General features: G+C 38.3%; 23 protein-coding genes and 8 pseudogenes. 16 read left to right on the top strand and 15 right to left on the bottom strand.

Annotated features, from left to right (window positions below):
• Positions 1-82: 82 nt before the first annotated feature.
• Positions 83-1,387, top strand: a complete 1,305-nt coding sequence (locus MST18_RS15895; protein WP_180004308.1) for a type II toxin-antitoxin system HipA family toxin — start codon at positions 83-85, stop codon at positions 1,385-1,387.
• The gene (locus MST18_RS15890; RefSeq protein ID WP_016658816.1) at positions 1,380-1,655 is read left to right on the top strand and encodes a helix-turn-helix domain-containing protein; all 276 of its coding nucleotides are present in this window, start codon (positions 1,380-1,382) and stop codon (positions 1,653-1,655) included. The genes MST18_RS15895 and MST18_RS15890 overlap by 8 nt, the downstream gene beginning before the upstream one ends.
• A gap of 370 nt (positions 1,656-2,025) precedes the next feature.
• Here the strand turns inward: MST18_RS15890 and MST18_RS15885 are convergent.
• Positions 2,026-2,244, bottom strand: a pseudogene (locus tag MST18_RS15885) (IS66 family transposase); the annotation flags it as partial.
• On the opposite strand from MST18_RS15885, the pseudogene istA reads away from it, so the two are divergent.
• A pseudogene (gene istA / locus MST18_RS15880) lies at positions 2,242-3,087 on the top strand (IS21-like element ISAba8 family transposase); the annotation flags it as partial. The pseudogenes MST18_RS15885 and istA overlap by 3 nt on opposite strands.
• Positions 3,087-3,860: an IS21-like element ISAba8 family helper ATPase IstB gene (istB, locus tag MST18_RS15875; RefSeq protein WP_180004306.1), complete on the top strand. Its 774-nt coding sequence runs from the start codon at positions 3,087-3,089 to the stop codon at positions 3,858-3,860. The pseudogene istA and the gene istB, both read left to right, overlap by 1 nt.
• A gap of 22 nt (positions 3,861-3,882) precedes the next feature.
• Here the strand turns inward: istB and MST18_RS15870 are convergent.
• A pseudogene (locus tag MST18_RS15870) lies at positions 3,883-4,116 on the bottom strand (integrase core domain-containing protein); the annotation flags it as partial.
• A gap of 248 nt (positions 4,117-4,364) precedes the next feature.
• Between MST18_RS15870 and MST18_RS15865 the strand changes: the two are divergent.
• Positions 4,365-4,750: pseudogene (locus MST18_RS15865) on the top strand (IS3 family transposase); the annotation flags it as partial.
• Between the two features lie 52 nt (positions 4,751-4,802).
• Here MST18_RS15865 and MST18_RS15860 read toward each other — a convergent pair.
• A complete protein-coding gene (locus MST18_RS15860; protein ID WP_001067858.1) occupies positions 4,803-5,507 on the bottom strand; it encodes an IS6-like element IS26 family transposase in 705 nt (234 codons plus the stop codon).
• 57 nt (positions 5,508-5,564) lie between these two features.
• On the opposite strand from MST18_RS15860, the pseudogene MST18_RS15855 reads away from it, so the two are divergent.
• Both MST18_RS15855 and MST18_RS15850 read left to right on the top strand, forming a co-directional pair.
• Positions 5,565-6,638 (top strand): annotated as a pseudogene (locus MST18_RS15855) (IS66-like element ISAba25 family transposase); the annotation flags it as partial.
• Between the two features lie 575 nt (positions 6,639-7,213).
• Positions 7,214-7,678 (top strand): annotated as a pseudogene (locus MST18_RS15850) (reverse transcriptase N-terminal domain-containing protein); the annotation flags it as partial.
• 113 nt (positions 7,679-7,791) lie between these two features.
• Here the strand turns inward: MST18_RS15850 and MST18_RS15845 are convergent.
• The 7 genes and pseudogenes from MST18_RS15845 to MST18_RS15815 form a co-directional block, all read right to left on the bottom strand.
• Positions 7,792-8,013: pseudogene (locus MST18_RS15845) on the bottom strand (cation transporter); the annotation flags it as partial.
• Positions 8,014-8,189: 176 nt separating this feature from the next.
• Positions 8,190-8,384: a heavy-metal-associated domain-containing protein gene (locus tag MST18_RS15840; protein WP_179990953.1), complete on the bottom strand. Its 195-nt coding sequence runs from the start codon at positions 8,382-8,384 to the stop codon at positions 8,190-8,192.
• 748 nt (positions 8,385-9,132) lie between these two features.
• Entirely contained in the window at positions 9,133-10,398 is a 1,266-nt protein-coding gene (locus MST18_RS15835; protein ID WP_000934717.1) for a type II toxin-antitoxin system HipA family toxin, read from the bottom strand.
• Positions 10,398-10,703: a helix-turn-helix domain-containing protein gene (locus MST18_RS15830; protein WP_000366814.1), complete on the bottom strand. Its 306-nt coding sequence runs from the start codon at positions 10,701-10,703 to the stop codon at positions 10,398-10,400. Before MST18_RS15830 ends, MST18_RS15835 begins: the two co-directional genes overlap by 1 nt.
• Before the next feature lie 920 nt (positions 10,704-11,623).
• Complete coding sequence (locus MST18_RS15825; RefSeq protein WP_004726728.1) at positions 11,624-11,881, bottom strand: hypothetical protein; 258 nt, start codon at positions 11,879-11,881, stop codon at positions 11,624-11,626.
• Positions 11,882-12,230: 349 nt separating this feature from the next.
• Positions 12,231-12,827, bottom strand: coding sequence for a putative adenosine monophosphate-protein transferase Fic (locus tag MST18_RS15820; RefSeq protein ID WP_179990952.1), 597 nt, complete (start codon positions 12,825-12,827; stop codon positions 12,231-12,233).
• 12 nt (positions 12,828-12,839) lie between these two features.
• The gene (locus MST18_RS15815; protein WP_000946583.1) at positions 12,840-13,007 is read right to left on the bottom strand and encodes a YhfG family protein; all 168 of its coding nucleotides are present in this window, start codon (positions 13,005-13,007) and stop codon (positions 12,840-12,842) included.
• Between the two features lie 317 nt (positions 13,008-13,324).
• Between MST18_RS15815 and MST18_RS15810 the strand changes: the two genes are divergently transcribed.
• From MST18_RS15810 to MST18_RS16690, 4 genes are read left to right on the top strand one after another with little or no spacing between them, the layout of a single operon-like run.
• Complete coding sequence (locus tag MST18_RS15810) at positions 13,325-13,774, top strand: hypothetical protein (protein ID WP_002046161.1); 450 nt, start codon at positions 13,325-13,327, stop codon at positions 13,772-13,774.
• Positions 13,761-16,100, top strand: a complete 2,340-nt coding sequence (locus MST18_RS15805; RefSeq protein WP_127800787.1) for a hypothetical protein — start codon at positions 13,761-13,763, stop codon at positions 16,098-16,100. Before MST18_RS15810 ends, MST18_RS15805 begins: the two co-directional genes overlap by 14 nt.
• A 4-nt stretch (positions 16,101-16,104) precedes the next feature.
• Positions 16,105-19,305 carry a site-specific integrase gene (locus tag MST18_RS15800; RefSeq protein ID WP_127800785.1) on the top strand — a complete coding sequence of 1,067 codons (3,201 nt, stop codon included), beginning with the start codon at positions 16,105-16,107 and terminating at the stop codon, positions 19,303-19,305.
• 60 nt (positions 19,306-19,365) lie between these two features.
• A complete protein-coding gene (locus tag MST18_RS16690; RefSeq protein WP_372551473.1) occupies positions 19,366-19,473 on the top strand; it encodes a hypothetical protein in 108 nt (35 codons plus the stop codon).
• Between the two features lie 144 nt (positions 19,474-19,617).
• On the opposite strand, the gene MST18_RS15790 is transcribed toward MST18_RS16690, so the two are convergent.
• Complete coding sequence (locus tag MST18_RS15790) at positions 19,618-19,836, bottom strand: hypothetical protein (RefSeq protein ID WP_000550047.1); 219 nt, start codon at positions 19,834-19,836, stop codon at positions 19,618-19,620.
• Between the two features lie 30 nt (positions 19,837-19,866).
• Complete coding sequence (locus MST18_RS15785) at positions 19,867-21,249, bottom strand: IS200/IS605 family accessory protein TnpB-related protein (protein WP_159153749.1); 1,383 nt, start codon at positions 21,247-21,249, stop codon at positions 19,867-19,869.
• A 642-nt stretch (positions 21,250-21,891) separates the two neighbouring features.
• Here MST18_RS15785 and MST18_RS15780 point away from each other — a divergent pair.
• Positions 21,892-23,091, top strand: a complete 1,200-nt coding sequence (locus tag MST18_RS15780) for an integrase arm-type DNA-binding domain-containing protein (protein ID WP_005245164.1) — start codon at positions 21,892-21,894, stop codon at positions 23,089-23,091.
• A 41-nt stretch (positions 23,092-23,132) separates the two neighbouring features.
• On the opposite strand, the gene MST18_RS15775 is transcribed toward MST18_RS15780, so the two are convergent.
• Positions 23,133-23,546, bottom strand: coding sequence for a Cd(II)/Pb(II)-responsive transcriptional regulator (locus MST18_RS15775; protein ID WP_005245163.1), 414 nt, complete (start codon positions 23,544-23,546; stop codon positions 23,133-23,135).
• Positions 23,547-23,625: 79 nt separating this feature from the next.
• Between MST18_RS15775 and MST18_RS15770 the strand changes: the two genes are divergently transcribed.
• Together MST18_RS15770 and MST18_RS15765 are read left to right on the top strand one after the other, a co-directional pair.
• On the top strand, positions 23,626-24,030 hold the full coding sequence (locus MST18_RS15770; protein WP_163146585.1) for a hypothetical protein: 405 nt from the start codon (positions 23,626-23,628) through the stop codon (positions 24,028-24,030).
• A complete protein-coding gene (locus MST18_RS15765) occupies positions 24,017-24,904 on the top strand; it encodes a cation diffusion facilitator family transporter (protein WP_127800877.1) in 888 nt (295 codons plus the stop codon). The genes MST18_RS15770 and MST18_RS15765 overlap by 14 nt, the downstream gene beginning before the upstream one ends.
• Before the next feature lie 84 nt (positions 24,905-24,988).
• Here the strand turns inward: MST18_RS15765 and MST18_RS15760 are convergent, their stop codons facing one another.
• The gene (locus MST18_RS15760) at positions 24,989-25,153 is read right to left on the bottom strand and encodes an efflux RND transporter permease subunit (protein ID WP_373692671.1); all 165 of its coding nucleotides are present in this window, start codon (positions 25,151-25,153) and stop codon (positions 24,989-24,991) included.
• Between the two features lie 59 nt (positions 25,154-25,212).
• Between MST18_RS15760 and MST18_RS15755 the strand changes: the two are divergent.
• Positions 25,213-25,356 (top strand): annotated as a pseudogene (locus MST18_RS15755) (antitoxin HicB); the annotation flags it as partial.
• Positions 25,357-25,608: 252 nt separating this feature from the next.
• Here MST18_RS15755 and MST18_RS15750 read toward each other — a convergent pair.
• Positions 25,609-25,860: a hypothetical protein gene (locus MST18_RS15750; RefSeq protein WP_004658363.1), complete on the bottom strand. Its 252-nt coding sequence runs from the start codon at positions 25,858-25,860 to the stop codon at positions 25,609-25,611.
• A 194-nt stretch (positions 25,861-26,054) separates the two neighbouring features.
• On the opposite strand from MST18_RS15750, the gene MST18_RS15745 reads away from it, so the two are divergent.
• Complete coding sequence (locus MST18_RS15745; protein ID WP_004658364.1) at positions 26,055-26,276, top strand: helix-turn-helix transcriptional regulator; 222 nt, start codon at positions 26,055-26,057, stop codon at positions 26,274-26,276.
• Positions 26,277-26,388: the final 112 nt, after the last annotated feature.

The following is a 26,388-nucleotide window of genomic DNA, read 5'->3' as shown; positions in this document are numbered from 1 at the left end:
AATAGAAAGATAATTAATATTATTTTATTAAAATAGGTATATAATAAGAATATTTAATATATTTTACTATTTTAATAAAGTTATGAGTAAATATTGTACCATTCAAATTTATCAGGATGACCAGTGGCTTGACTGTGCAATTGTTGAGTTGATGGGTGAAAATGAGCATGGTTGGCAAACACCAACTCGTACTTCATATTTATTTGAATATGCAATTTCTTATATGGACTTACATGATGGCCATGCACTCGCCTATCATTTTCCTGTGAATGTACAAAATAAAATTAATGAAACTTGGCCTGCTTTCTTAATGGATTTACTTCCACAGGGCTATGGTCGTAAAGAATTATTAAGACAACTAAATTACAGTGAAAATGCACAAGAACAAGCAGATTGGGCACTTTTAAAAGCTGGAGCTGGCAACCCGATTGGACATTTACGTATTAAAGAAGCTCATGAGTGGCTGCAAAGGAGCTTTCCGACTGATCAAAATATAGGCTTTAGCCTAAGTGAGATTATAGAACGAAAAGAGCACTTCATTGAATCGCTCGCCTCTTATGGCTTATTCATTGCCGGCTCTTCAGGTGTTCAAGGTGAATGGCCAAAGCTACTCCTCTCCCAAGGACATGATGACCTATTTTATTTAGATCACACACTTGCAGATCATCAGGTAAAAAAACATTGGTTAGTGAAGTTCAGTCGTGGTAGTGACGAAAGCCTGAATAAAATTTTAACTAATGAAGCACACTATATGAAAATTGCTCATTATTTGGGTTTACGCGTACATGAGGAATTACAATTACATGGTAAAACCCTGTTTATTCCAAGATTTGATCGCTACGTACAGGATGGAAAAGTCCAGCGTATTGCACAGGAAAGTCTTGCATCTCTAAGTGGAAAAGCTGGTTTTGGTATTAGGATGACTCATAATCAAATCTGTGAATTACTCACACAGTGTTGTAGTCATCCGAAAGAGGAGATCTTCGAATATCTTAAACGTGATTTGGCCAATGTTGCCTTAGGCAATAAAGATAATCATAGCCGCAATACAGCGATACAACGCTTGAATAATGGCATTATACAACTGACTCCACTCTACGATTTTGCACCGATGTGGTTACATCCTGATGGTATCGCACGAACGACTCGTTGGGAAAAAGATGATCATGGTGGTATGCCAATTTGGCGTTCAGTGATTGAACAAGTCACAGCGAAAACTGGTATTGAACATCATGAAATTCAGGCAGAGTTAGTCAAGCAATTACCCCTCTATCGAGGATTGATGGCCGAAATGAACAAATTGCAGATCTCTCAGGAGATTTTGCAAAATAGTCAGTACCGGATTGAAAATATATGCCAGCAGATTCAGGAGTTAGCACGTGGATAAGCGCTATAAACCTATGACGGCAATTGAGCAGTTAAGAAAGCGCCAAGAAATATTGGAGACGATTAATCAAAATCCTGACTGGCCATTTTACAAGGTTGCTCGTTATATCCGAACTGAGCTTCATTTGACTTTAAATGAAATGGCTAAAATCACAAAAATAGCACCCCAAACTTTGCAAAAAATGGAACAGCCCAATAGTAATCCGACTTTGGAATCTATGATGAAACTCCTAAGCACCTTTGGTTTAAAGATTGTTATTAGATATTGAGTTAAAAGTTATTAATTCAAAGGTAAGCATCCGGCTAACACAGCCTTACCAAGCGATCCTATAAGCCTTAATTTAGTTCCCACCTAAAAACAAGTGGGGACTTAATCCATGAACATGGATATATATTCAGCAACACCTCCTGTTGCTAAAAAACGGTAAGCGTCCGCTGAACACACCTTCTGAATTCATCCTATAAGCCTTAATTTAGTCCCCACTTAGAAACAAGTGGGGACTTAAATTTATGACTACAAATAATCAGACATCCATCGCATCTCTTGCGAAAAAACGAAGAACATACAGTGCTGAATTTAAACAGCAGATCGTTCAGGCTTGTAAAGCGTAAGCGTCCGCTGAACCCCATGCCTATTTTTTAATTTGAGTTGGATTTCCAGCGATGTGGCAGTAATTCTTCTATTTGGGTCGCTTTATGCGTCGGCAGCCTTTTCAGCACATCACTTAAATAGGCATACGGATCCAAGCCATTCAGCTTTGCTGACTGGATTAAAGTCATGATGTTTGCCGCTCGCTGACCACTGCGCAGCGAACCTGCAAACAGCCAGTTCTTGCGCCCTAAGGCCCAAGGTCGCATAAACCCTATTTACTCCAACGTGTAAACGCAGCTCATCCTGAATGGATTCCTGCTGTTGTGCTCTACCAGGAAATTTTAGGGTTGGGATATCCAGGAAAGATCAGGATCTTGAGGGAATATCTTGCAACATTAAAACCAGTTGCTCAACCGGAACCGATCATTCGTTTTGAAACCCAACCTGGCCAACAAATGCAAGTGGATTTCACCACGATTCGACGTAACAACACGACTTTAAAAGCTTTTGTCGCAACATTAGGGTATTCCAGAGCGACTTTCGTGAAATTTTATGATCATGAACGTACGGATGCATGGATCGATGGTCTAGAAAATGCATTTCAGTTTTTTGCAGGAGTACCTCAAGAAATCCTGTTTGATAACGCTAAAACGATCATGATTGAACGGGATGCCTATCAGGAGGGGCAGCATAAATGGAACCCCAAACTGCTCGACTGCGCCAAGAAATACAGCTTTCGTCCTCGCGTATGTAAGCCCTACCGTGCACAGACCAAAGGCAAAGTTGAACGCTTTAATGGATACCTCAAATCAAGCTTTATTGTGCCATTGAAAGCAAGCCTGAAGACTTCGGGTTTACTGTTAGATGTTGATGTCGCCAATGCCCACATTGGCCGGTGGCTGCATGAAACCGCCAATCAGCGGATTCATGCCACCACGCAAGAAAAACCGGCTGTTCGACTGCAACAGGAGCAGCAAAAATTTACGCCATTACCGCAATCAGATACAGGTTCTAGCACTGTACCTGTTGCAGCAGCACAGCATGTCATGCCCTACGAGAGTTTGCAGCATCCCTTATCGGTATATGACCAGTTGCTGGGAGTTTCCTGATGAATCTGCAATACGACCGTATAGAGCAGCTTTGCCAAAAGCTCAATCTGCCTGCCATCGCATCACAATGGTCACATCATGCACAACAAACATTAGGTCAAGATGGAAGTTATGCCGACTTTGTTGAAGCGATCTTGACGCATGAATATGCTGCCAAGCAACAGCGCAGTCAGCAGGTACTGATGAAACTCTCAGGCCTGCCTCAAGTCAAAACCCTGGAAGACTATGATTTTAATTATGCCCTAGGGGCCCCTAAATCACAGGTGATTGAACTGTTCAATCTGAGCTTTATTGCTAGAGCAGAAAATGTGGTGTTTCTGGGGGCTAGCGGAGTAGGAAAAACGCACTTATCTATGGCATTAGGCTATAAGGCCATCATGAACAACATTAAGATCAAGTTCATTACCGCAGCGGATTTAATGCTGCAACTGAGTACAGCCTATCAGCAAGGTAAATTGAAAACCTATATGCAGCGTGCGGTACTGGGACCAAAGTTACTGATTATCGATGAAATTGGTTATTTACCGTTTGGACGTGAAGAAGCGAATCTGTTCTTTAACGTGATTGCCAAGCGTTATGAAAAAGGCAGTACGATATTGACGAGTAACTTACCCTTTAGCCAATGGTCTAAGTCATTTGCGGATGATGTTACGTTGACCGCTGCGATGTTAGATCGGTTGCTGCATCACTGTCATGTGGTACAAATATCGGGTGAGAGTTATCGTTTAAAGGATAAAAAAAGAATTGGGATTCAGCCTCAGGTTGAAACTTAATACGAGATCAAAGGGGTCAATTTTACTTTGCCATTTGTAAGGTAAAAGGGGTCAATTTTAGAATGCCGTTGACAACATAACCTAGTGCACTATGTACACGCTCTTTATTGAACCAATCTACCCAATTTAGTGTCGCAAGTTGTACATCTGCTAAACCTTGCCAATCTGCTTTTAGATATTCAATCACCTCTGTTTTGTATAAGCCATTCACTGTTTCAGCCAAAGCATTATCGTATGAATCACCAGTCGTACCGACTGGAATTTTAAAAATTACCCAAGATAATCCTCCCTTAAAATGGGCATATATACCACTGCAGGATTTCACAATAAATTCTGATATTGATTGGAGTAAATCTATTGCTGAGATTGACCAACAACTTTATCAAAAATATAATTTGACACAGGATGAGATTGACTTCATTGAAAATAGAGATGGATCCGTAAATTTGAACAACTCCTATAAGTGATATTCTGCTCCTCAAATGATGTTATAAACATCAATATATGGAGTATTTTATGGCACGTAGACCAAGAAGAAATCATTCAAATGATTTTAAAGCTAAGGTAGCACTTGCTGCGATTAAAGCAGAAAAAACACTTGCTGAATTGAGTGCTGAGTTTGATGTTCATCAAAACCAAATTATTGACTGGAAAAATCAATTGATCTCAGCTTCCTCGCAAGCTTTCGATCAATCAAAAGCTCCAACAGAACCACCCATCGATCTAAAAAAACTACATGCAAAAATCGGTGAGCAGGCATTAGAAATTGATTTTTTAGAAGGTGTGTTGAAGAAACTGGGCCGCTTCAACCACAAAAGTTAATCGACGACTCACTTCAGATTTCAGTATCTAAGCAAGCTAAGCTGCTGAAAGTCTCCCGTGGTTGTTATGGCACTGTTGCAAAGTTAGCGATGAGGCAGCCTTTTGTCTTATTCAAAGGCCTTACATTTCAAAAACTCTGCTTACCAGGCGCATTTCGCCCAGGGGATCACCATAATAAAATGCTGAGGCCTGGCCTTTGCGTAGTGCACGCATCACCTCAATACCTTTGATGGTGGCGTAAGCCGTCTTCATGGATTTAAATCCCAGCGTGGCGTTGATTATCCGTTTCAGTTTGCCATGATCGCATTCAATCACGTTGTTCCGGTACTTAATCTGTCGGTGTTCAACGTCAGACGGGCACCGGCCTTCGCGTTTGAGCAGAGCAAGCGCGCGACCATAGGCGGGCGCTTTATCCGTGTTGATGAATCGTGGGATCTGCCACTTCTTCACGTTGTTGAGGATTTTACCCAGAAACCGGTATGCAGCTTTGCTGTTACGACGGGAGGAGAGATAAAAATCGACAGTGCGGCCCCGGCTGTCGACGGCCCGGTACAGATACGCCCAGCGGCCATTGACCTTCACGTAGGTTTCATCCATGTGCCACGGGCAAAGATCGGAAGGGTTACGCCAGTACCAGCGCAGCCGTTTTTCCATTTCAGGCGCATAACGCTGAACCCAGCGGTAAATCGTGGAGTGATCGACATTCACTCCGCGTTCAGCCAGCATCTCCTGCAGCTCACGGTAACTGATGCCGTATTTGCAGTACCAGCGTACGGCCCACAGAATGATGTCACGCTGAAAATGCCGGCCTTTGAATGGGTTCATGTGCAGCTCCATCAGCAAAAGGGGATGATAAGTTTATCACCACCGACTATTTGCAACAGTGCCGATAAAACTAATGCAGCGACACAGAAAGCCAAAACCAATAAACCTAAACGTCGACCACTGCCAGATCATCTACACACCATCCGTATTGAGCATGAACCTGCATCAACCCAATGTGCTTGTGGCTGCCAACTCCGTCGTATCGGCGAAGATGTCAGTGAAAAACTGCATTTCAGACCGGCACAGTTCTATAAGGAACAGCATGTGCGTGGTAAATGGGTCTGTGATCAGTGTGACACTCTGACTCAGCAAGCGATGCCCGCCTATGTGATTGATAAAGGCATTGCTTCACCTGAATTGCTCAGCCATGTGCTGGTATCGAAGTATGCCGATCATTTGCCGCTGTACCGTCAATGTCTGATCTATCAGCGGGCGGGAATCGAACTTTCTAGATCAACTTTATCTGACTGGATAGGTCGCTGCGGTGTAGAACTGGAACCTCTGGCCAATGCCTTAAAAGAGGTGGTACTACAACAGCAGGTGCTGCATGCAGATGAAACACCGGTCACCATCATGCGGATGGGTGAGAATAATAAAAAACCGAAGAAAGGTTATGTCTGGGCCTATGCCACTACACAGTACAATCCAGTTCAGGCGGTGATCTATGACTTTCAGGATAGTCGTTCAGGCCAGCATGCTGAAGAGTTCTTGAAAGGCTGGCAGGGCTATCTAGTCTGTGATGATTACAGTGGTTATAAAGCACGCTTTAAATCAGGCGATGTCATTGAGGTGGGCTGCATGGCGCATGCACGTCGTAAATTCCATGAACTGCATGTAACTGGGAAAAGTCAGGTCGCTGAACAGGCATTAGTGCTGATTCAGAAACTGTATGCGATAGAAGCAGAGCTCAGGAAAAAGACCGATGGTACAGCGGAAGACCGCCGCGAATACCGACAACAGCATAGTCAACCAGTGATGCAACAACTATATGAATGGCTCAACCAACATCATCTGACAGTGCCATCGAGTTCTCCCACCGCCAAGGCCATCAATTACACTCTGAAGCGTTGGCCAGCTTTAAGCCGCTATCTGGATGATGGCAATCTACCGATTTGCAATAATTGGGTCGAGGTGCGACACGAAGTCGCTTAATGAAGTTGTTCCCCCTGCGGGAACCACCCGTGTCACCGGGTGAATCTAGAAGGCTGAATAAAGAGCGCCTTCGACAATGTAACGAGGCACCGCAAGGTGCGGGGTATCAATCGTGAGAGGCGTACCCTTCTGGCAGCCATAGCCGGACAAGGGCTAGATAATCGGTATGGTGAACACATGTGAATCTGCGTAACGATCGTCAAGTTGAACGAGCGGAAATGGCTGATACGCTCGAACCAAAACGGTAATGGAGGTGGGAATTGCGTCTTTCGACTACGCATTCGTGACCCATACGCCTCCCGGTCGATAGCAGGCACCTAAGCCGATGTACTTCAGTAAGCGGAACGTGGAAATCCCGTATTACTCCCATTGGGAAAGCAGTTTGCAAAAACTGCCCATGGTGATGCGGGCGAAGGAACGAGGAAAAAGCGAATGCCAGTCTGTAATGGGTTGGATAGAGGTTGAAACATTACCCCACGCGAAAGCGGGCTGACGTCCTTATGGTCTCTCATCACAAGAGAGTGTGTAGAACCCTTTTAATGGAGGGAGAGCAAATGAATGCAGCAGTATCAGCGTGTGCACCTTCCAGCACATCGTGGGACAGCATCGATTGGATTGCTGTACAGCGTCATGTCAGAGGGCTGCAAGCGCGTATTGTGAAGGCGGTACAAGACGGCAGGCATAACAAGGCGAAAGCTTTGCAATGGCTGCTGACTCACTCGTTTAGTGGCAAAGCATTGGCCGTCAAACGAGTGTCTGAAAACAAAGGCAAAAACACGGCTGGGGTCGACAAGGTGACTTGGAATACACCCAAGGCCAAGACCGGTGCGATGATGTCGTTGAAGAGGCGAGGTTACACGCCCCTTCCGCTTCGGAGAGTCCTTATTCCGAAGAAAAATGGCAAGATGAGACCTCTCGGGATACCCACGATGAAATGCCGGGCCATGCAGGCGCTCCATCTGCTGGCTTTGGAACCCATCGCGGAGACCACTGCTGATCGGAACTCTTATGGATTCAGGGCTTTGTTGCACAAAGATTTCATAACTATATGATTTTAAAAGTTTTGATTGTTTTTTGATCCAAAATTAAATTTATTTAAATCAGATGCTTACATATTTATGCAACAAAGCCCTTCGTAGCCTGCTTTTTCTACGGCTTTAATTAAAGTAGCGCGATCAAGTGGTTGATGCGCATAAATGACTGCTTTTTCGGTAGCCAGATTTACATGAGCCGATTCAACACCCTCAACAGATTTTAAAGCTTTTTCCACACGGCCTACACAAGAAGCACATGTCATCCCCTCAATCTCTAATGTTTCACTGTAGTGTGGCGTATCAGTCATTTCGGTACTCATATACGATCTCTATCATTTAGATATGCTGAGTTCTATATGCGAAGATCAGCTCGAACCAAGATTAGGTGGAATTCAGGGATTACTTTTATTTCAAGCAAGTACAGGTTTTATCTGTACGATGAGGAAAATAAGAGAGTAAAAGTGGTAAGGAATTCCCACTGTTACTCTAACAGAGATTAAGCAGGATCAGCTGTAAATCCACGCTCACTGAGAGTGGCAATGACTTGATCCTGACTCACCGTTGTGTTGATTTCAATAATACGGTTTTGTAAATCAATATCGAGTGAGGCATTCGAGTCGAGCTCTTTAATTGCGGTAGTAATGCCGCGTGCACAACCACCACAAGTCATATTAGCGATGTGAAATTTCATATGTTGCTCCTTTTTAACAAAACATTTGTTTAAAACATTAGAACAGTAACTCTAAACTTTCACCATACAACCAGCCTTTTTCTGAATCAGTTACTCGCTGTAACTTGGTCTGTTTACAACCTTACAGTTTTCTTCAGAGTATTCCAAAGAAGAGTGTTCTAATGACTACAGTAAATAACACTAAATATAAAAAAAATGGAAGAATAATTTACTAAGTTATTGTTTTTAAGTTGATCCTTGTTTTATATGGGGGTGATAATAACTTCTGATTACTAGTTTTTACCTTAAATATACCGATTGAAAGATTCATTTAAAGGCTATGAATACATGAGTTTTACAGTTTGGCTAGGTCAGCATGAGTACTTTTCACAAGATTTAAGATCGACCATGAACGTGATTAAGTTATAGGGGATTGATGAAATAGTTTTTATGAATTTCTGGCTTTCTGGGCTGATTTTATCAAATTCATGTCTATGCAAAATTGCGACATATTTCTCGTGCTGGTAGTTATCCAGAGTTTGGTCTGCATCTATCCATAGTGCAGACCTTTTTTTGGTGACAGTTTTTTCTTAGTGATTTTCGATCTGGATGTAGTGATTTCACGTTTGCAGAATATATCTTGGCGGTGATCCATCTAATATTCGTGATTATAAAGAGAGCTAATTCACAGGTTCTACAGATTATGTAGCGACTAACTATATCAAAGTCTATTTGCAGTTGATGGTTGGCGCTTAGTTTATATTTACGCTTAGGTTTCAGTTAAAAAATCAATATTCTGTTGAATCCGTGATTGAATCATCTGTAGGGTAGATTCTCGAATTTGATGGGGATACAGGCGCTGCGCAATTTGACTAAATTGAAGTGCAATTTCACGCATGGTCAAGATGATCTCATCGACTTCTAGAGTAGTCAGATTAGCTTCTGAAGTACCGAGTTTATGTATGTCATTTCGGGAAATATTGAGCGCTTCTCCCATAATGTCCATTTGATGATAACCACCTGGACCCTCGCAGAAGGTCACATCATAGGCTGGAGCCAATTTCCATTGACCATTTTTCTCCATGAGAAATGAAAAGTTCTTAGTATGGTCATCCCGATTATTGAAAAGCACATTAAACACAGCACGTTTAAAAGCATGCAATCTTTCTCGTACATCTTGCGTACACATCAAGGTTGCCCGGAGAAAATTGCGATAGTCTAGGCTACCTGGAACTTTATAGTCTGCTCCTGTATATGCAGCCAAACTCTGCATTGGAATCCGCATACCATTTTGACGATCGAATCGTTTAGAAGCAAAAGCCGTTAAACCATTGGGCAAATTAAAGAAATGGGTATCTGGAGTCTCAATTGCACAAAGTCGCAAACATTCTGCATAGACGGCTTCAATGGCGCAGACTTCAGGATGCTCTTGCTGAGCAGGAAACTTAATCAGCCAGGCTTCATGTTGATCAGAATCTTGAGTCGAAAACTCTAAATTGACAGGATCTCGGTAAACCAACGCTTTTGGTCTGGCACCTTGAGGGGAGCCACCCATGACCAATAAATGCTGTAGAAATTCACCACCTTCACCTTTGAGTACTTCTTGAACTTCCTGGGCCAGTTGTTGTAAAGGGATATTTTCTGAGGTTTGCATGTCAGCAACACAAGGTTCAAAGGAGAGGGCACCCATTGCGTGACTACTAATATAGGTCAGACGCTCCAAAGGTCCAATTCGTGCTGAATTTAAGCCAATTTTTTTGAAATATCGATCCATCAACATCATGCCCCAACCATCTGGTAAAGCGTCATAGACTGGACCTGGGAGTCCCATTTGATGAGTAGGAAAACCTTGTCTGAATGGTAGACCTTTTAAAGGCAGCAAGTAAGAAGAGAGCTCAACACCTTGCTGTATTGCTTCTGGACTATATTCAAAAGCAATGGTGGGTCTACCTGTCGTGGCTGTTGAACTAATCAGCGTTCCCCATAACCATGATTCGCCCCAACCGTTGTAATAAACATTAAGTCTATTGAGCATTATCCCTTCCTCTTAATACGGTGGCGCTTACTTTGACTCTCATAGCGAAGAATGTCATTCACACTGTTAAGCTGAGGTTTAAATAGTTCCTGAAGTTCGTTTAATCGACCCAAGACCATTGCAATACGGACTAAATTTTCAACAGATACATTTCGTCCCGCTTCAAGATTCGAAACTGTATTCACGCCGACACCAGCGCGTGCTGCTACCTCAGCTTGAGACATCTCCAGAAAGAGTCGTTGCTTACGTAAACGCTCACCTAAAAGAGTCACAACTTCTTCTGGTTTAGTGAAATATAAATCCATTAAATTGGGTCTTAAGAATGAATAATTTAATTAAATCACAAAATAATGGAATTAATCTATAGCTATAGTGTGGCTAAGGAGGGCTTTGTTGCACAGCACATCAGAAGGGTAGGTATAGTCCTTGGGTATCGGTTACAGAAAATCATCAGGATGTACTTTGACTGATTGTTGATACGGAGATTTCAGTATTTTCATTTTTCCTAATAGGTCACATTACTTAGAAAGGGTTCTTCGAAAATTAGTTCATACTTTAAAAATCCTATAAATATTGAGGATATTTTCTTAATGCTTTCAATATAGCATGCGGCTATATGTAACTCGAACGGGCTTAATCTGCCTTTCAGTATAAATTTTTTGGGCGTGAGAGGGGAGAGGTGTGAGGGCAAGCAATTTATATCGTGGATACTTCTAAATTACTTATGTAATAGAAGGTGGTAAACATGGATTTAGAGGTAATAACACTAAATATAAAAAAATTGGAAGAATAATTTATTAAATTATTGTTTTTATGTGGTTATTGGTGATGTTATGAATAATAATAACTTTTTTCTTGATGAATTTTACCTAAAAAAATTGATCAGATAATTTTCTTTAAATGTCATGCATACATAAATTTGACAGTTTGAAGGGATCGGTATGTGCATTTTTCACAAGGTTAAAGATCGACCATAAATGTGATAAACGGCAGAGGATCATTGAAAAATGAATGGATTTAAACACTACATGTATGCACGAAAAAAAGTATCGCTGCGGTTCTGCTGACAGGCTGTATTGAGCATTGAATGCAAATGATGTAGTAATTGTCTACAGGCTATAGGACCAGCATGAAGAAGAATGAAATGTAGTTGCCAATTTATAACCTTGGTTGAAAAGCATAGCATTGTTATTCGGAGAAGTGAGGTAAGCCATCCTTCTCTTATTCATTTAAAATGATTCTTACTCAACTGATCTCGACTCATGGGCTGGTTCCAATTAGACGGATAATAACTTCCATCCCCTATCTTTTTCTTACCACATTTCTTGCATTTAATCCCTTCTTTGGAGATTTGATTCAGCATCACTGTTGTCGGTTGAATCAAATCAATGACATAGTTCGTTGGTTCAGGAAAAGCAGAAGAGGCTGCTTTATTGCAAAAGAGAACATTCGGATCAAATGGATTGGATTGCACAAAAGCCATGATACAGCCACAGAGTAATTCACCTGCATGTAATCTGTAACATCCATTCAGGTCATCAGACGAAGATTAATCTGAAATTTAAGCACTAAACACCATAAATCTATGTATGGGCAGACTTTTTTGAGACATATGTTGATAAACATGCGGCAAGTTACATTGCTTAAAAGTCTATCTAAGTTAACGATCTATTCAATTCTGGATAAGTAATCTGAATATTACGATCCTAAATTACCCGAAGAGTATTAAGATTTCTAAGAATCGTGATTGTTGGTTTATTTGGGAAATTAATCAGTGGATTGAAGCAAAGATGATGGCTCATTAAGGATTGTGGGCTTCGACTACTTAAATTTTAGGTATTTTGAATAAAGCATATTTCAAAAATCTTAATTAATGGATTTAAATTACCATAAAAACCTTCAATATTGGCTTGAATCCATTGTTGTTGAGAGTCAATGCGAGACCAATCAATACCATAACCACAATGAGCAATCAGATGCTCAAAGAAAATCCGTTGTGTACGTCCATTACCTTCACGGAATGGGTGTATGACATTAAGCTCACAATACAAGTCGGCAAGTTGAGGAATCAGTTGTTGTGGTGCTAAGCCTTGAAAGTATTTTTTTTCTTGAAGCGGTTTGAGTAGTTTATTGGTTTCAATTTCAATACGGGAAAAATTACAAAAACGGGTGTCACCTTTGGAAATATCGATTTGTCTTAACTTTCCTGCCCAGTCGTATAAGTCGCCAAAGAGCTGCGCATGAATTGATTTTAAGTATTGTAAGTCGTAAGGTGGTTCAGCATATTCAATTAAGTTACTTGCCAATCCAGACAGTTCTAGTTCAGCTTGTTCTAAAATTTGTTCATCACGAATATTGAGTTTGTTCTTTAGGATATTTGTGCCAGGGTAACAATACAGGCTGTCACCCATTTCCCCATATTTATCCATACATGCACCTGACTAAGATTCGGGTTGCGAATACTTCTTATATTTTTGCAAGATTTCAGCTTTACTTTGTTGAGTTGTTTGAGCTGTCGTTGTAATGCCTTCAAGCTTTAGGCTGGCTTGATAGTTTTGCGAACGTGTCGCTTGAATATATTTTCTTTTCTGTTCAGTGGTTCTGAGCATTTCGAAACTCCATTGATGCTACACGTGAAGTAAGTATAGCAGAGAATCTTTTTGATCAATGCTGCATACACAGCATTTCTAAAATGTAATACAACGGTATTGTTTCATGTAATAACAGAAAACTAAAAAAAAGTGGAAGAATTCTTAAAATTTAGACCGTCATAGATAAGCAAACCGTATGTATTTGTTGAGAATTGTAATTTTGAGAAAATTTAGTTGATAAATTAAATGAAGTTTCATATACAAAGATATGCTCATTTTTTAAATCGATAAAAATGTTAAGATTTGACTATTTGGTAAAAAATATAGAAATTTTTATGGGGCAATTTATCATGCCCTTTTGCTTTGACCGAAAAAATGTTCAACTTGAGATAGTAAAAATTAACTCAGAACTACTGAAAATCAAAAAGATTAAACAGAGTCAGAAAGTAGTAGTACAAGCAAAGTTCAAAATAATCTATGTGAAAATTTGGCAAAAAATCTTGCTATTGATGCAAACGGAGCCAGGCTTACGTGTGCATTCTAATTATGTTGCAATCTTACAGTTGATACATAATCTTGATGATTTTATCGAAAAATCACAACAACACTTGTGCTTTGAAAGAAAAGCTCAGAAAGAACTGGATGCTAAATTTTTTGCAAGATTTTTTAAGCTAACAAAGAATTCAATAAAGGATCAACTTTTACCAAATCGTTCTGATCACAATGAATTTAAACAATGCAACGTGATAAAAATATTAAGCGAAAATGAATATGCCAAACATTGAAACACAAGAGCAATTCTTAGATTTAGCAGAAAAATATCAACAAGATTATTGTCTATTACGTGATGATATTGTAAATACACAATTTGTCGATCTATCAGATGATTTGTATAAAGATGTCTACGCTCTATACAAATTAGCACAACAAATTTATAGCTATATATCAGGCTCCAGACAGATCGGTAAGTATTCTTTTTTAGCTGCTGTGAGTTTTTTTGCATGTCCAGATTCTAGTAATACACAAGAGCTGTCATCGCAACGTTATTTGATTCTACAAGCGAGTTTTTTAACATATCGGCAGTATCAAGAATTTGCAAAAATTGATAAAGCTGAGAATAAGCAAAAACATGTTTGTGACCTATTACGCTATGTCTCACGATATGTGCTGGATTCTAATCATGCTGAATTATTTCATGAATGTAGTAAGCTGCTAAATTGTTATGTCACGTACGAACGTAATTTGAAAAAAGAGGATCGTAATCAACTTTTTAATATTAAAGATTTCGAACAAGTACAAGTCATAGAGTATTTATCGGCTCTATTAATAATTTTTAAAAGACTAGATGATCGTCGTGTAGTTCATCGTCAGCGTAAGTCAAAAAAAAGCAAAGTTTTGCAATGGCCGACGAAAAATGAACTCAAAAAATTTCGTGAAATTAAAACGGGTAAGCAAGTAGATATTGGACATAACGCAAAGATTAGTATTTATGATGCCGCTCTTCACAAAGATGAAGAGGGTGAAGTTGATCTATTAGATCCTGAAATGGAGTTTTATTCAGAAGATGAAAAGTCTAAAAATTTAAATTATATACTCAGCGATAATGCGACGCATCTAATGCGGCATCGCCAGCGCCGTCATGCTCCTTTTGTTACAAATCCACATTATTTGGCGCCAGATATACTGAAGCAAATTGTTTATGTGTTGAGAACCGAGTTATCCGGGCACTGGAGGGATGCTGCAATCGCTGCAGCATGTTTATTGTCACTTTTGACGGGATTATCACCCGTCGCACTGATGGATTTTAACGAGCTTATTCAAGATGGAATTTTGATCCAGAATGGTTCAAGTAGACGTCGCGAATATTTACTCAAATTAAATCTTAAAATTACAGAGCAGAAGATTAAGAGCTTAAATCATGTGCGGTGGAATGAAGTGATGACACATCAACTACATTTACCTTCTGCTTGGTTTGACTATATAGAACAAGCATCGAATCCACTAATTTCATCAACACACATTAATACGAAACTTAAGAATTGGCTTGATAATCGGTTTGTAGGTTCGATCACTGTAGAAAAACTGCAGGCTCAATTATATTTTCATATATATTATGAAACATATAATGAATATCTTGCTCATGTAATTGCTGGGCGGGATAGTCAGCATCACATGCCTGGTATCTATTATGGCGGGCTACCGAAAACTCAACTCAGTAGCACATATCTAGCCTTTTTAGAAAAAGCACTTACACCACATTCCACACATTTTACTGAAGACACGGCTGAACTAAAAATATTGCAACAACAATTCAAAGTGCAATCTGCATTATCTATAGGAAGGATAGGGAGCCAACTGGCACTTGAACCCAATTTTGTGAAAGAGCAATTCCATATTTTACATAGACATTGTCACGAAAACATCCAAGAAGATAAGCACATTATTAATCAACTTAATGCATATGCGTGTTGGATGTGGCATATCAGTTTGTTGAGTTTGGCAAGTCGGCCTAAAAAAAACCTGTTGGGGAATTTGGATGATTATTGTGTTGAGCTCAAGCTTTTATATGTGAATGATAAAAAAAATAGTAAAGCAAGAAAAGATGGTCGTTTTATCCCTTTATCTGATTTTTTCATAAAAACACTGCAAAATTACACTGCCTTTTTAGAACAAATTATTGAAGCGTACGGTTCATTTTTTAGACAAGTCTTTGCAAAGAAGAAGATAACTGTAAATGATCTTTTTGGTAAGGTCATTTTTAGTAAAGATATCTTGCCGATAACTGTCAAAGAATGGCAGAGCAGGAAAATTAAGTTAATCCCTTTATCGAGAAAATGGGTGAATTCATATATGCAAGGAGTCTTTCCAAAGAATATGTATTCGAATTGGTTACGTCATTTTGACATGAACTTTTTGATGCATGAGCAGCAAGAGGGTAAACCAGCATTAGCTTTTCACTTAATTCAGGCCCTGTATGGTCATGACCAACGTGACCGAGAGGCTTTTCATCCGCATTCTTCACTTATCCCGAATGTCTATGTACAGCAAGCCCGCCAGCAATTGCAAGATAATGTCAAATCTTTATCGATTAAACACTTAGAGCGAAAATAGTTGTATGCAAAAAATCAAAGAACTAATAAAACCACAACTAGATGATCTATTTGTTGATATTCATAAAATGGTGAAAAAGTCGCTAGATAGACAGCCTTCTCCACCTGAAGTATTGACGAAAGAAATGCAGCAAAAACTTGATCAGCAGATCGCTGAAAAATGGCATGACATTAAAGATAGTGTTGATTGTTTGAGTCAAAAGTTGAGCCGAGACGAACAATCAAAACTGATGCAATTTACTGAAGATGAATTTAATAAAAGAAGGAAGCAATTCAACCAGAATGTAGATAAAAAATCATACAGAATTAAGCTAAATCCACATACTAAACGGATCGTACTGCCTAGAAAAATTGAGAGTACAGAGTCACGGTTAGAACAGGGGCATCTACATATCCATGTACTTAAGGAATTAAGGCAGTATTGGCAAGATTCATTTGAATATTGGAATGAACCAAAGTACTTATGGGGAAATTTATGCTTAAGTTTTATATATATTTCAGGCTGTGCAGATGAACAGCATTTGATTGCTATTCAGAAGCAATTGCAGGAGGCCATTGAGCTTGGTACAGATCTGAATTGTTTTCGGTTATACCATTCGGACTACAAAAAAATCACTAATCCATTGTTACTACATTATCGTGTTGAAAACTCTCAATATGGCAACGATGTAGAACAGGGAAAGTTGTACCAATGGAAACATGTTTTTTTTAACCCATATGCGCAGTTCATTTTGCAATATTTAAAAAAGTTGAAAGCTGCTCAGAAAGAATTTTGTCTGCAACATTCAGTTGAAGATTGTATTTTAGAAAGCTTGAGTAAGATAGGCAGGAAAAAAAGTCTTGGGGATCTGCAATATCAAATTAAACGCCGTGGATTTCGTGCATTTAATGATGTGCAAATGGTACTCGAATTTAATCCAAACCTCAGCATAGATATATTTTTGAGTAATGTGCTTCAGCAAGAGATTAATACTGTTGCTTTAAGGCCATCCGAATTTAGATTGCTGTGGAATAATGATTACAATCAAGTCACAGAACCAGATAATCGCCCTATTCATTTTGAACAAGAGCAGTTACTTCCTGAAGTTCCGACTGTTCAAAGCAAATTACAAACGATTCCGTATGAGTTGATGTTGTTTGGTCAAAAGAAACGTAAAGGTCAAAAAGTTGAGCGTTTAGATAAAAAGAGGAATAAAGAAGAACGCACGCTACGTTTTTGGCAAGAAACTAGAAGGGTGTTAGAGGAGAAGATAGTTGATGCTAATACGGAGGAAAAGTCTTTAATTGATGCTCAACTACGCTTAATTCACTGGTTAATGCATTTAAAAAAACGAGGGCTTCAATTATCAACTATTGAAAGCTACTTAGGATCGTTTGGCAAAGAATTTATATTTGAGATTTGGCTCAATAAATTAGATTTAAAGCAACAATCCATAGATGACTATGAGGATTTATATCGGCAGCTATTGAAATACAGCAGTGAACGTGATGAAAAAGCAGTTCAACGAGATTCGGTGAAAGGAAAAACCTCTCGTAAGATGCACCAAAGCGCAGAATACCGTTTTGGTCGCCTAAAAGATTTTCATCAATTCTGTATAGAGAATTATGATGCTCCAGGGGTATTGGTGTTACAGAATTCAAGTTTTAAGCATTTACAAATTTGCAATGCACGGCTAGTGAGTCCTTTGCTATTTGGCAAATTATTGGAAAAACTAGAAAATTTAAGTCAAGAGCCAACGGCATCAGAGTGGGTCGATCATCTGAGTTGTTTAAAGCTGATGTATTTACTAAGTTATAGAACTGGACTTCGATTAAATGAAGTTCGTTGTCTTAAAATACAAGATATTATTTGCCCAGAGCTACTTTATAAAGAAAAAGAAAATACAGTTTTTAATAATATCACGCTTCATATCCAAGACAATTCATATCGCCGTCTGAAAACGCGAAGTGCGAATCGTCAAATACCATTGAAAATTGCATTGTCAGAACATGAGTTTTTAGTAGTACAACGTTACATACAACATCGTTATGAGCAATATTTGGTTAATCAGCAGGATGATCTACTTTTTAGTGTGAATCATCGTGTATTAACTGATCAATGTATCAGCAAAATTACAGTAGATTTGTTTAGTCAAATATTAGGTATGCATCATGGCTTTAGTTTTCATACATTACGCCACAGTGCTGCTAACTATCTAGCAATAACTTTGCTCGGTTCAAAAGAAATGATCAAGACCTACACAGATTGTCCTTGGGTAAAAGCAAAAAAGATGAGGGATTTATTGTTTGGTATGAAAGCACGTGCTCAAGAAGAGATTATTCAACATAAATGGCAGGTGCTCGCCTCTTGGATGGGGCATAGCAGTATTGAGCAAACGGCTTCAAATTACCTTCATGTTTTGGATTTATTAGCAGTCGATCGAATTTATAATTCGCCGTGTATCATTTCAAAAAAAGTATTAGAACAGTGTTTTAGTCCAGTGAAGTCAAGTACAGACTACATAAACCTAAATCGTTATACTCAGCAGCAGAAATGGTTTAATTCTTATCAGCAAACACAGCCAGTTACGATGGCTGGCCGACAAGAAAAGAAGTTTAGTATAGAGAAGAGTACTCTGACACCTTTTCAACGTTTGATAAGTTTTAGAGAAGGTCGATTAAGCGAAGATACCCAAGCTCAAGAATGGATGCAACGATGTCAATGGATGAGCACTAAATGGATGGATCGCCAAAAATTTAATTTAAAAACGAATTATGTTTATAGTAAGAATTTAGAAGAGAGTTGGTTTGATGAACTTTACGAAAAGGCTAAAAAACTGACTCGTCCAGATGAAATAATTCCTCTCCTTGATTTTCATTATAAAGATGATAGGCAGCAAGATGCACTGAAAGAAAAGAACATGGTTAAGGCGCTTAAAATATTATTATTATTTGGAAAACTGCGTAAGAATTTTCTACATTTTCAATGCCGAATGAAAGGTGATGAGCAACAAATTGTTAATTTTATTACTGGTATAGAGCCAATGTTAGGAGATCATCTGTATTTAGAAAAACAAAACTACCCAGTTAATTTGGATGCTCCTGAGCGAACCGTTAAATTTAGTTTTCAAAGAGTTGTCGGCTCTAACAAAAAAAATGTTACTCCGCTGGTTATATTTAATTTAATGTTAAAAATGATGCAAAAAGATGAACTCTGGATCAAATAGCCTAAGCATGTTAAAGGGGAATTGTTTAGAAATTTCCCTGTTTATAAGTAAACTGCCTTTATGAAAAGCACCATGCTGACTTGGATTAATAAGCGGAATGTAGTATCACAGTTTGATCGCTGGATTTACGAAAATGGTGTGAAGATTAGCGGTATGGTAAATCGATGAGCTAAAGTGTTGTAGTCCAAACTCGATCTGACAATTACCCATTTTTTAGTGTGCCCGTCAGGTTAAATTTGAACTGAATTTTTCTCAGCCCAAATTCATTTCCAATCAAGTTATGTTTCAAGTGGCGTGCGAACACTGCACAATTTAATTCACGGTGCCTAAGACAGGTATCAACTTCGGACCAGCCATTCTAGCTTTGCTAATGATTTCCACCAGCTCATCATAAGTCAGTTCAAACTTATCCTCACTATCAAATACATAGACCATATTCTTGCCTTCATGTTCAGGTGGAGTAGGTGGTACAAATCGTTTCGGGATAAGAATTTGTGCGAGTTGTTCGTCAGTTAATTTAAATAAGTGCATGTTTTTATCCTACTGTTCCTTAAAATGTATTCAAACATACTCAAGGACTAATTCGCACTCTGTTAATGTCTTGTTGCCAAGCGTGTAACTAGAGCCTGAGTCGGTCAGTTCCGACTTGTAGCGGTCAGTCCGTTCTTGCAATATACGCTTTACAGTTTTGTAAGGCGTATAACGACTTATCTCATTGTCGTTTAATCTTGCAAGCACGTTTCTCGCAGCATTCCAATCAGCTTGCACAACTTCCCCATTGAAACGGTGAAAACGATCTCCCTTACGTGTACCTATTAAAAGGCCATGCAAGAAAGAATCACTTTGCGAAGTATATGCAGAATTGACTAGATGCACCGTAGAACCTCTACGGTGAGATATAGAAGTTAGGGCATTAGCTAACAAACCTTTAGCCCATGTATTTAAGCGTCTATTGGTGTTTTTGCCATAGTTGCGTTTACTTTGAATTGGGGATGTTAAATCTTCCGCAACAATCACTTTGGCTTTATCAACCAACTTGTGAGTTGCTGTAAATATTAATGTTTTGAGCTTTGCTTTTTGAGTATCTTGTCGCTTATCTAGTTTTTTTCGACCTAGATTATTTAACTCAATTTTCTGTTTCTTGTGTGGTTTAGCTTTAGCAATCGCTCTGAGCTTGTTTCTGTGCTTGTACTTTTGATTTAAATAATCTGATTCACTTGAGATCAGCTTGCCTAGACCACTCCCATATACATCGCCATCAGAGTCCACAAAAGCTTCTGAGTACCCTTTATCAACACCTACGGTTTCCTGACCACAATCCTGTGTTTCAACTGCATCATAAGTTGAGTGAACTTCAACATTACCGTTTTTTAGAATGATTCTAAGTGTGCCTTGTGGCGCAAAATCAACAGTCGTATTTAATGGGATTTTAATGGTTTGTCGAGGGATTAGGCTTGGTACTTTAAGCCAACATTGACCATTTAACTCAAAGGTTTTACACATATCCGCACGAACAATAATTTGATTATGTGTGTGATTAACACCATGCTTAAAGTGATTACGCATTTGACGATGGAGGAAATTATCAGTCATCCATTCATCTTTTTTAAGCAAGGTGTATAGTCTTTTTTGTTCATTATTACAGGAGGTGCGTTTTCGGATCGCCTGCTTTACTTTGTCTTTTGATGCTTCTCGATAGGCTTTAATATCACCTATGCAATCACGTAGCGTTTCTTTCCACGCATTTGCAGAAACACCAAAGTCACGACTTTCTTTCATCCACGCATCACGAATAGCTCTGTCACTGATATTCAAACCTGAAATAGCACCATATTTAGCCCACACCTCGCTACGAATACGACCAAGTAAAACAGCTTGTTTCTCAAGCTGTTTGTACTTTTGCACATTCAAGTTTTTACAATGGTGGATGCGTGTTAATTTCACAAAGTCATGCCTAGGTTAAGGGATTGGATAATCAATAGATATGGATGCTAATATACCAAGACACTCACCTAAAATACAAAAGATAATCATTTAAATCTCTAATAAATACCCACCTTGCCACTACTGAATCGACATAGACAAAATGAGAACTTATGCAAATATTTGTCTATATTTTTAGTTATAGTTAATTACTCTCGTAAAACAGCTGACGAAGTCCGAGATAGAATCATTGCGTCAAAACAAACGTGATGCTTATGCACTTATGATGAAAATGAATTAATTATTATTTAATTAAGTTAAAAGACTGCTATATAGCGGTCTTTTTTGTTTTTGAGCTCTACAAATTTTAATGAGTACATATAGTTACTTTTATAAAAATGATAATAAAGGGTAGAGGAGGTCATCTAAGAATTTAAAGCACAAGACTTATTTAACATTGATGACAGAAAAAGTGAGTTGTTGGGAACTTAAAGAAGAGGTGGTACTTATAATGGTTACTAAAATACAAATACTTAAAATATTAAATATATAAAACAATATATTACAAATATATATGATGCGTAGTGTACGCATCATACATAAAGCGTTCTATTTTGATATAATTGATCCAATCAACCCATTGTTAGGTTTCATTTAAATTCCATGAGTCTTACTGAAATTAAAGTTCGCCAAGCTCATTGTAAGGAAAAAACCAGTTTTTTATCCGATGAAGATGGGCTTAGCCTGAAGATTGAGCCGAGTGGAAGAAAATCTTGGTGCTATCGCTATACAGATCCACAAACTAAAAAACGTCGACGCATTCAGTTAGGTCGTTATCCTGATTTATCGCTGAAAAAGGCACGACAAGTCAGAGATGACTTTAAAGACAATGATTTCTGTTTTGAACAAGATACTGCCTCTAATGTCATCACCTTTGGTAAGGTCGGGGAGGAGTGGTTACAGTTCAAACTGAAAAATGCCTTCAACGATCTACCCCGCTGTGGTGTACTACAGTTAGCAGAAAGATGCTTACAGCAAGATATTTATCCAGACCTTCAGGATCTACCTTTTCAAAACATCAAGCGTTATGACCTGGTTTCAGTAATCAAAAAAATAGAGGGACGCCAAGTAAAAGAACCTGTCAAGAAAGCTTGTAGTTATTTGAACCAAATTTATGACTACGCTGTAGCGATGGGTTATTGTGAATTCAACATCGCGCATGGTTTAAATAAAATCGCCATTAACAGTAAAATCAAGAAAAATTATCCGTATTTGAAAGCGGAGGATATATCTGATTTTAAGTATAAATTACAAAAATTGGATGCCCATCCGATTATTAAAAAAGCACTGCTGTTCAAATTACATACTGGCGTGCGAGGGGCTGAATTGTTATTGGCTGAGCCTCATCATTTTGATTTAAATGAAAAAGTCTGGAAAATACCTGCCTTGCATATTAAACAGTTTCGACGAAAAGTCATATTAGGCCATGAGATTCCCGACTTCTTAGTTCCACTTTCAGATCAGGCTTTAGATATTTTAAAAGACGTCATGCAATGGTCATACGGTGAAAAGTACATTTTTGCTAGCCCACGGAAACATAATCAACCGATTCATTTTAATACATTAAATATGGCTATACGTAAGATGGGCTATGGAAAACATCAATTATCCTCTCATGGACTACGTTCCACTTTTAGTACCATTTTGAATGACTCAGGTTTGTTCCAGGATAACTGGATTGAGGCACAACTTTCACATATTGATAAGAACCGTACCCGTGCCAGCTATAATCACGCTGACTATTTAGCCCAGCGGACTGAAATGATGCAGTGGTGGGGTGATTATTTAAGTACTGCTAAGTGAAAATCGTACTTTTATACATAGACTTAAAACATTATGGGGTTTCAAATGGATAGTAAACAATATACTTGCCGTGTTACATGGTCAGCAGAATATAATGAGTATGTTGGGTTGTTCGAACCACAAGCACTAGCCATTTGTTGTAATTCAGCTTTAAGCGCCCTTAATTCTTTCATGCGTTTATTCACTAGTGCAAGTTGCTGATCAATTAATGCATTAACGCTAGAGCAGCTTTCTTCTGGCTTATTTTTTAATTCGATAAGACGTTTAATATCATTGAGTGATATATCTAGGCTGCGACAATGCTTTACGAATTCCAATTGTTTAAGTGCTTTGCTATCATACAGCCTGAAATTACCTTCTGAACGATTTGGATTTAACAGTAATCCTTCTCTTTCATAATATCTAATCGTTTGTATTGAACAGCCCGATTTTTTTGACAATTCGCCTATTTTCATCAATTTCCCCCAGACATTTGACTCTATAGTTACTATAGAGTCTATAGTATAAGTATGCAACGAAAAGGATATATAAAAAATGACTGAGAAATATTTAAACAATACGAATATCGTTAATTTTGAACACAAAGATATCCAATCCTTGATCGATCAACGTAGGTGGAAAAACTTGGATAACTTCAACAAAATTGGTGCCGCTTATCAGTTTGTAAAAGATGATTTTTGTGGTTATGGTGTTGCAACAAAGTGCTTTTCATCACCAGATACAGATTGGCGTGGAGAAAATACCTATATTCAAAAAGAAGGTATTCATGATGACTTTGGGCTTTATGATTCCCCTGATGAGTTCTATCTCGAAAAAGGGACTAACTTGTCGGGGTTCAAACGCTGGATATATCAACGCTTGATACGTCACTTGATTAATATGAATGTATCAAAACTAAGAAATAGAAAAGTACTAGAGGTACAAAATGCACAACCATAATCATAGTCATCAACATGGTAAAGATGACCGTATTGGTTGGGCATTTTTCCTTAATGTGACATTCACTATTATCGAATTTATAGGTGGTTGGCTCACTAACAGTACGGCGATAATGGCAGATGCAGTTCACGATCTTGGTGATAGTCTTTCAATAGGTTTTGCGTGGATTTTAAGTCGTTTTTCAGATAAAGAAGCATCAGATAAGTTTAGTTATGGTTATCGTAGACTTACTCTCTTTGGCGCATTGATAAACAGTATTGTTTTAATCATTGGCTCAATTTGGATTTTATTTGAAGCAATTCCAAAGCTGTCCAATCCTGAAATGCCTGTAGTCGAGGGGATGTTAGGGCTAGCGATACTCGGCGTTGCCGTTAACGGATATGCTGTATTAAAATTAAAAGCGGGTGAAACATTAAATGAGAAAGTGCTGACATGGCACCTTCTTGAAGATGTACTTGGATGGGTTGCCGTTCTTATAGTCTCTATCGTACTGTTGTTCGCTGAACTGCCGATATTAGATCCCCTTTTATCAATAGGGTTCACGCTGTTCATCTTGTTTAATGTTTTCAAAAACCTGAAATCAACACTCGTTTTATTTCTTCAAGCTGCACCCGATAAAGAGACTCAAAAGCGTATTAAACTATCACTAATGGAATTTCCTGAAGTTAATGGTATCCACCACATGCACTTTTGGTCACTAGATGGTGAAAGTCACGTTTTAACAGCGCACCTTGAGCTGAGTGACAACTTTGACGTTAAAGAATTAATTAGGCTTAAACAAGAAGTTGCAGCTAAATTATCTTCCTATCATTTATCGCATACAACGATAGAGTTTGAGTTTTTAAATGAAAATTGTCGGGATGAAGCGCAGTAAGCTTTATCAATAAAATGTTGGGCATACAATATTAAAAGCAGCTTAATTAGGCATAACCTAGTAATTAAGCTGCTTTTTTTGATTTTAAATTTCGTCGGATTGCTGTTTGCTACTCTCAGAGCCATGCGCCCATTGATATAAAATAGGCAATACAAACAAAGTTAAAATTGTAGAAGATACAATACCGCCGATAACAACTGTTGCTAGTGGTCGTTGTACTTCTGCACCAATTCCAGTGTTTAACGCCATTGGAATAAAACCTAAACTTGCGACCAGTGCCGTCATTAAAATAGGTCTTAAACGAATGATGTGCTGAGTTTCCATCATTGTCTTGGCTTGATGCGGATCAGTCTAAAGCATTCTCAGGAATAGAGGAGCTCGTTGCTGATGTTGTCGCTGATATGATTAGCAATAATGAAAAAGTTCCTACACCACTCTCCGGGAAAATATAGTAGGCAGTTTGTTGTCCTTGTTCTCAGTGGTTCAACAAAAACTAGCCCTCGAAGCCGCAGAACGTGGCGTGGACATAAATTGTTTAGTATCAGTAAAAAGAGCGATGTAATTTTAGTACGAGTGAGTGATAGAGCAGGAACCTATGCTTCATATATTCAGTAAATGGTATGTTTTTGAATTAATAGGTATTTTTAAATAAAGCTTTCTTTGATTTAGTGCTTTTTATTTAATAAATTAATTTTAAAAACAACTTAGGCTAATTGATAAACACTATCTGGAAAGATTAAAAGAAAATATTTTTTAATTTCTGCTAATTCATTTAAGGCAGGTTCCCTTTCAAGCAGTTGAAATGTCCAAATAAGTACAGCCTGATGATTATCATAGCAAGTATTTACTCCAAGAAAATTAGCCATTCCATAACTTCTATTGATGTTCATTTCTTTAATTAATTGATTTCCTAAGTCACGAGCTTGCTGGCTGATCAATAACTCATTTGGTAACACGGCGGTCATCTCCACAAAATAATCTAATGCAGGTTCAATCCTTATATTTAAAAAGTTATAATTTAGTTGAAATGGATAAAATATACTTTCTATAAGTTGTAATAACCTGCTGTAGGTTAATTTTAGCAAAGTATTACTCAGTCAACAACTTCAAATAACCCACAGCAAGTTATTTTTTGTAAATTAATTTAAATATGATTACTTGTAAGTTATCTAGCCTCATGGGCGATAGAAAAATTTTAAAATTAAGTGAAGTGGTGCATGCAACAGGTATCAATCGCAACACGCTCACAAGTATGTATTATGACCGTGCTGTACGTATTGAATTACCAGTCGCCGATAAGTTGTGTAAGTACTTTAACTGTACGATGAATGATTTGTTTGAGTTTAAGGAAGAAGTTGAAGAAAAAGATTAACTTAATACTTCGTTTGATAAGTTTTTCGAAGAAAAAGACTAGCCAATACTTAGTTTGATAAGTTTTTCTCTGCAGATCTAATATTGAATTTTATAAAATATCATTACAAACA

This window comes from Acinetobacter sp. YH12068_T (assembly GCF_024606005.1).
GTDB lineage: Bacteria > Pseudomonadota > Gammaproteobacteria > Pseudomonadales > Moraxellaceae > Acinetobacter > Acinetobacter amyesii.
This window is presented reverse-complemented; position numbering and strand designations above follow the sequence as displayed.

Coding starts and splice junctions, on each gene's coding strand:
- MST18_RS15895 (WP_180004308.1), top strand. CDS start 83: ATGAGTAAATATTGTACCATTCAAATTTATCAGGATGACCAGTGGCTT.
- istB (WP_180004306.1), top strand. CDS start 3,087: ATGAATCTGCAATACGACCGTATAGAGCAGCTTTGCCAAAAGCTCAAT.
- MST18_RS15860 (WP_001067858.1), bottom strand. CDS start 5,507: ATGAACCCATTCAAAGGCCGGCATTTTCAGCGTGACATCATTCTGTGG.
- MST18_RS15840 (WP_179990953.1), bottom strand. CDS start 8,384: ATGAAATTTCACATCGCTAATATGACTTGTGGTGGTTGTGCACGCGGC.
- MST18_RS15835 (WP_000934717.1), bottom strand. CDS start 10,398: ATGCTCAATAGACTTAATGTTTATTACAACGGTTGGGGCGAATCATGG.
- MST18_RS15830 (WP_000366814.1), bottom strand. CDS start 10,703: ATGGATTTATATTTCACTAAACCAGAAGAAGTTGTGACTCTTTTAGGT.
- MST18_RS15825 (WP_004726728.1), bottom strand. CDS start 11,881: ATGGCTTTTGTGCAATCCAATCCATTTGATCCGAATGTTCTCTTTTGC.
- MST18_RS15820 (WP_179990952.1), bottom strand. CDS start 12,827: ATGGATAAATATGGGGAAATGGGTGACAGCCTGTATTGTTACCCTGGC.
- MST18_RS15815 (WP_000946583.1), bottom strand. CDS start 13,007: ATGCTCAGAACCACTGAACAGAAAAGAAAATATATTCAAGCGACACGT.
- MST18_RS15810 (WP_002046161.1), top strand. CDS start 13,325: ATGGGGCAATTTATCATGCCCTTTTGCTTTGACCGAAAAAATGTTCAA.
- MST18_RS15805 (WP_127800787.1), top strand. CDS start 13,761: ATGCCAAACATTGAAACACAAGAGCAATTCTTAGATTTAGCAGAAAAA.
- MST18_RS15800 (WP_127800785.1), top strand. CDS start 16,105: ATGCAAAAAATCAAAGAACTAATAAAACCACAACTAGATGATCTATTT.
- MST18_RS16690 (WP_372551473.1), top strand. CDS start 19,366: ATGAAAAGCACCATGCTGACTTGGATTAATAAGCGGAATGTAGTATCA.
- MST18_RS15790 (WP_000550047.1), bottom strand. CDS start 19,836: ATGCACTTATTTAAATTAACTGACGAACAACTCGCACAAATTCTTATC.
- MST18_RS15780 (WP_005245164.1), top strand. CDS start 21,892: ATGAGTCTTACTGAAATTAAAGTTCGCCAAGCTCATTGTAAGGAAAAA.
- MST18_RS15775 (WP_005245163.1), bottom strand. CDS start 23,546: ATGAAAATAGGCGAATTGTCAAAAAAATCGGGCTGTTCAATACAAACG.
- MST18_RS15770 (WP_163146585.1), top strand. CDS start 23,626: ATGACTGAGAAATATTTAAACAATACGAATATCGTTAATTTTGAACAC.
- MST18_RS15765 (WP_127800877.1), top strand. CDS start 24,017: ATGCACAACCATAATCATAGTCATCAACATGGTAAAGATGACCGTATT.
- MST18_RS15760 (WP_373692671.1), bottom strand. CDS start 25,153: ATGGCGTTAAACACTGGAATTGGTGCAGAAGTACAACGACCACTAGCA.
- MST18_RS15745 (WP_004658364.1), top strand. CDS start 26,055: ATGATTACTTGTAAGTTATCTAGCCTCATGGGCGATAGAAAAATTTTA.